Annotated in this window: 4 protein-coding genes; 2 read left to right on the forward strand and 2 right to left on the reverse strand. The window is 70.8% G+C overall.

The window, feature by feature from the left end; all coding sequences use genetic code 11:
* Window positions 1-552: DUF4062 domain-containing protein (locus tag NBZ85_RS27710; protein ID WP_438803112.1), on the reverse strand; the 552-nt coding region annotated here is incomplete at its 3' end.
* A gap of 889 nt (window positions 553-1441) precedes the next feature.
* On the opposite strand from NBZ85_RS27710, the gene NBZ85_RS27715 reads away from it, so the two are divergent.
* Both NBZ85_RS27715 and NBZ85_RS27720 read left to right on the forward strand, forming a co-directional pair.
* Window positions 1442-1603, forward strand: coding sequence for a hypothetical protein (locus NBZ85_RS27715; RefSeq protein WP_261559965.1), 162 nt, complete (start codon window positions 1442-1444; stop codon window positions 1601-1603).
* Window positions 1600-3069: an aldehyde dehydrogenase family protein gene (locus tag NBZ85_RS27720; RefSeq protein WP_261559964.1), complete on the forward strand. Its 1470-nt coding sequence runs from the start codon at window positions 1600-1602 to the stop codon at window positions 3067-3069. The genes NBZ85_RS27715 and NBZ85_RS27720 overlap by 4 nt, the downstream gene beginning before the upstream one ends.
* Window positions 3070-3091: 22 nt before the next feature.
* Here NBZ85_RS27720 and NBZ85_RS27725 read toward each other — a convergent pair.
* Window positions 3092-4825, reverse strand: a 1734-nt coding sequence (locus NBZ85_RS27725; RefSeq protein WP_438803113.1) for a diguanylate cyclase domain-containing protein, incomplete at its 5' end; no start/stop codon positions are given.

Raw genomic sequence — 4825 nt, forward strand, 5'->3', positions numbered from 1 at the left:
GTCGAGGAGAAGGTCCAAGTCGACCGCGCCACGGTGGAGTAGCTGGGTGAGTGCGAACGTGACCTGCGTTTCCAGTCTGTCGGCGGTGCGGAAGGAGCCGACGATCACGCCGGCGGCACGCAGCCGTGCCCGGAAAGCGTCGACGAGATCGAGGTTGCTGTCGGAAAGACGGCGCGGAATCGGCGTCTCGTCGTCCAGCAGGAACAGCAGCCGCGGAATTCCGCTCTGGGCCGCCGTGAGGAACTCGAGCTCGGTGTAGGAGACGGCCGGCGCGCCCGCCGGCGGAACCTCCGAGAACATCGCCGACGGCGCCCCCGCCTCGGGCATCACCGCGCCACCGTCGCCGTGCATACCCTCGGTGACGAGCGAGCCGTAACGGAAACCGATGACGCCGACGTACACGTCGCACCGGCGGACCTGCTGCTGGCAGTAGGACGCAGGCTGGCTGCTGGCCGCGGGGAAGTCCTCCATCAGAATGGCGATGTGCCCACTGCGGCGGATGGCGTCCGCCGCCGCCCGCACGAAGGTCCGGTCAGTCGGATAACTGTTCATGTCCGACGTGTGACTCAGAAACACCCGCAGCCCGGAGCGCACGCCATTCCCCCGTACGTCGTGAAGGCACCTGACCGGACAGTACCTAATTCCTTGCCGTCCGCGGCCGTTCGGACCCGTTCCGGCGCAGAACAGTGTCGTCCATCCATTCCGACGCCCACCGGCGGGGACGCGATGCTGGCCTGGACGGGCCGCGAGCACCGCGGCGGCGAGCTCGGCCTGCGTCGCGCAGGCGTACCTCGTCCGCGACGAGTTGCTGCGCGACGAGTGAACCGGCGAAATCGATTACGCGCTGCTCGCCGACGAGTGGGTCGCGTCGCGCAGCGCCGCCAGCCGGCGGTCCCCGCCGGGAGGGCGGCGTAGGTCAGCACGGAGGACGCTTTCCGGGCCGAGTCCGGCATGTCGCTCTTCGTCCTGGCGGCCCGGCCGCTGCCCGACCCGTCCTGGTTCTGGCGACGAGGGCGCCGGGGCACCGGGGTCAGCGGGGTCAGCGGTCCGGGCAGGTCCGGTTCCATGCCGGGGATGGCCATCGAGGTTCTCCTCTCGTATTCGTCGGCGTCCGGATCCGGCGGGAAAGGGAGTGTATCGGCGGGTTTGACGACACAATCCCGCGGAGCAAGTGGTGGCAGGCGTTGCGGGCAGACGCGAAGATCCCGCGAAGGTCCTCCGGGATACGGCCTCCACCGCGGCTCCGACGAGCTGGAACAGATCTGTCTTGACAGTCGGCCGCGATGCCGACCTGGACGAGCCGCGAACAGGGCGGCGGCGAGATCTTGAACAGTTGTTCAGGGCATCAAACGAGGATTTGACGGCGGATTGGGGTGCTGTGACGATCGACACATCTCGCCGCCTCTTCCGCGGGCGGCGACAGCTCAGAAGGGTGCGCCGAGTGACCACACGCGTCGTCGTCTACCACTACACCGAAGAAGTCGGAGCGCACGCCGTCCGGCTGTTATCGGCTGAGTCCAGGTACGTCACCGGCATGCAGCTCACCGTCGACGGGGGCGCGACGAGTCGTCAACCCGTCCTTCCCACCGCGGTCTCTTCGTGATCACCCGGGAGCAGCTGTACATCGGCGGCCGCTGGGTGGACAGCGACTCCACCGAGACCCTGACGGCGGTCAACCCCGCGACCGAACAGGTCGTGGGGGTGGTGCCGCAGGCGTCCGCGGGAGACGTCACCCGGGCGATCATGGCCGCGCGCGAGGCGTTCGACGACGGCCCGTGGCCCAGAATGAAACCGTCCGAACGGTCCCGCGTACTGATGCGGATGGCCGAGGTCATGCGCCGACGTCAGGCCGAGCTCGTCGACCTCGACGTCACCGAGGTGGGTCGAGCCCGGATGCTCGCCGAGTCGGTCTTCGTCGACGTGCCGATCGAGCACTTCGAGGACATGGCCGAGCGGGTACTGCTCTCGTTCGAGTTCGACGAGCCGATGCTGCCCTACCAGACCCCGCTCGGCATCGGCCAGGGCGTCGTGCGCCGCGAGCCCTACGGCGTGGCTTCGATCATCACGCCGTACAACGCGCCGTTCTTCCTGGCCGCGTTCAAGCTCGCACCGGCGTTGGCCGCCGGGTGCACGACCGTGCTCATGCCGTCGCCTTACACCCCCCTGTCCGCGTTCCTGGTCGCGGAGATCGCCGAGGAGGCGGGCCTGCCGCCGGGAGTGTTCAACGTCGTCACCGGCACGCCCGCGGCCGGTGAGCTGCTCACCTCGCACCCAGCGGTGGACATCGTCAGTTTCACCGGCTCCGACACCGTCGGTCGCAGGATTGTGAAACAGGCGGCGGACACGCTCAAGAAGGTCGTGCTCGAACTGGGCGGCAAGTCGGCGAACATCGTCTGCGAGGACGCCGACCTGACCAGGGTGATTCCCGACGTCGTCATGAACTTCACGCTGAACTGCGGTCAGGGCTGTTCGATGCTGACCCGGACCCTCGTGCACGAATCGATTCACGACGACCTCGTCGCGGGCCTGAAGCAGGCCATGGACCACGTCAGGATCGGCGACCCGGCCGATCCGACGGTGACCATGGGCCCGCTCATCAGCGCCGCGCAACGGGACAAGGTGGAGGCGCTCATCCGCGCCGGCCTCGACGAGGGAGCGCAGATCGCCTACGGCGGCGGCCGCCCGGCCCACCTGCCGAAGGGCTTCTTCGTCGAACCGACCGTGTTCGTCGGGGTCGAGAACTCGATGACGATCGCGCAGCGCGAGTTCTTCGGGCCGGTCACCGTCGTCATCCCGTTCCGGGACGACGCCGAGGCCGTCCGGCTGGCGAACGACAGCGACTTCGGACTCGGCGGCGGAGTCTGGTCAGGTGACCCGACGCGGGCCTACCGCCTCGGGGGCCAGATCCGCGCGGGCATGGTGTCCCTCAACGGCGGCACCGGCGGACTCAGCCCGCACGGACCCTTCGGCGGCTACAAGGCCAGCGGGATCGGCCGCGAATGGGGCAAGTGGGGGCTGTCCGAGTTCCTGCAGCACAAGTCGTTGGTGTGGCCGATGGCCTCGGGCTAGGGCTAGGGCTGGCGAGCACGGGTTACCGGCCGGCGGGTCCGGGCGGCCGGTAACCCGCCTTGCGGTCGGCGGGTGCCGATGCGCTGAGCGGGTGTGGGCCGATGGTCGCCTTGCGGCGGCGGGTGGCCTGGGTGTGCAGGGACTCGTCGAACAGGACGCGGCGGTGGCGTCCCTGCCTCTTGGCGGCGTACATGGCGATGTCGGCGGCGTGCAGGATCGCGCGGGGGTCGGTCAGGCCGGGGCCGGACACGGCAACGCCGACGCTGGAGGTGACCTGCGGGCCGCCGCCGGGCGAGCGCACGGCGGCGGTCTCGACGATGCGGTCGGCGATGCCGACAACGGCCTCCGACGAGGTGATCCCCGTGCAGAGCACGGCGAACTCGTCGCCGGCGAGGCGGGCGACGGTGTCGCCGGGACGGACCGCCCGCCGCAGCCGCGCCGCCATCTCGCGCAGCACCCAGTCACCTGCCTGGTGGCCCGCCGAGTCGTTGACCGCCTTGAAACCGTCGAGATCGACGAAGAGCAGCCCGACCCGCTCCTGCCAGCCGTCGGCCTCGGCCCGGGCGAGGGCCCGCCCGAGCCGGCTGAGGAACGACACCCGGTTCGGCAGTCCGGTGAGCCCGTCGCGCAGCGCCCGCCGGCGGGCCCGCGCCGCCCGCGCCCGCGCCGCCTCGTAGCCGCGGGCCGACACGACGGCGGTCGAGATCTGACCGGCGACGAGCGCGACGAAATCGCGGTAGGGGGCGTCGAGCGCGAGCCGGTCGCTCACGCCGGCCAGCAGCAGGCCGATCGGGCGGCCGTCCCGGCCGTTCGCGAACGGCACGGCCAGCGCCGAACTCGACGGCGGCGAGGCGTCGGCGAGAACCAGCCGGCACCGCGACGCCAGCCGGTCCACGACCTGTGCCCGCCCCGTCGTCAGCGCACCGGTCGCCTCGGGGACGGGACCACCCGGCGCGAGCGCGGCGAACAGGTCCGCGGCCGCGCCCTCGCCGGCCAGGCCCGACCAGCCCATCAGCCGCGGCGGCGAGCGGGGCCGCCGCTGGTCGCGCAGCAGGATGACGGAATGGGGAAGGTCGTCCTTCCAGTGACCGGCCACCGCGGCGGCGCGGACGCACACCGAACGCTGGTCGCCGCGACGCGAGGCGATGGCGGCGAGATCCCGCAGGCACGCGAGGCGGCGGGTGTCGATCAGCTGCCGGGTCGTCTCCTGCGCGGTCGTCAGCGCGCCGACGATCTGCCCGCCGCGTTCCGCATCGCGTACCGGGCCGAAGGAGAACGTGAAGTAGGTCTCCTCCAGGTAGCCATGCCGGAACATCAGCAGCCGCTGGTCCTGCGACCAGGTGGCGCCCCCGCCGGACATCACCTGGTGGAGCCGCGATCGCATGAAATTCCAGATCTCGGGCCAGACCTCGCGGAACGGCCGGCCAAGGGCATCGGGATGCTTACTGCCGAGGATGGGGATGGTGGCATCGTTGTAGAGGTAGGCCAGCTCCGGGCCCCAGGTGACCACCACCGAGAAGCGCGACTCCAGGCACAGGCCGACGCAGGTGCGCAGACTCGTGCTCCACGTGTCGGGCGGCCCGAGGGAGGTGCCCCCCCAGTCCCTGGCCGCCATCAACCGGCCCATCTGCCCACCGGCCGTGAACGCCGGACCCAGTCCGCTGTCACGCACCGCGATGGCGCTGTTCCAGCGCGAGCTCACCACCACGCTCCCCCGCGGTGGCCCACTCGCGTCCTCGTCTTCGTAGCCGTCCCC

Source organism: Frankia tisae, assembly GCF_025403405.1.
Classification (GTDB): domain Bacteria; phylum Actinomycetota; class Actinomycetes; order Frankiales; family Frankiaceae; genus Frankia; species Frankia tisai.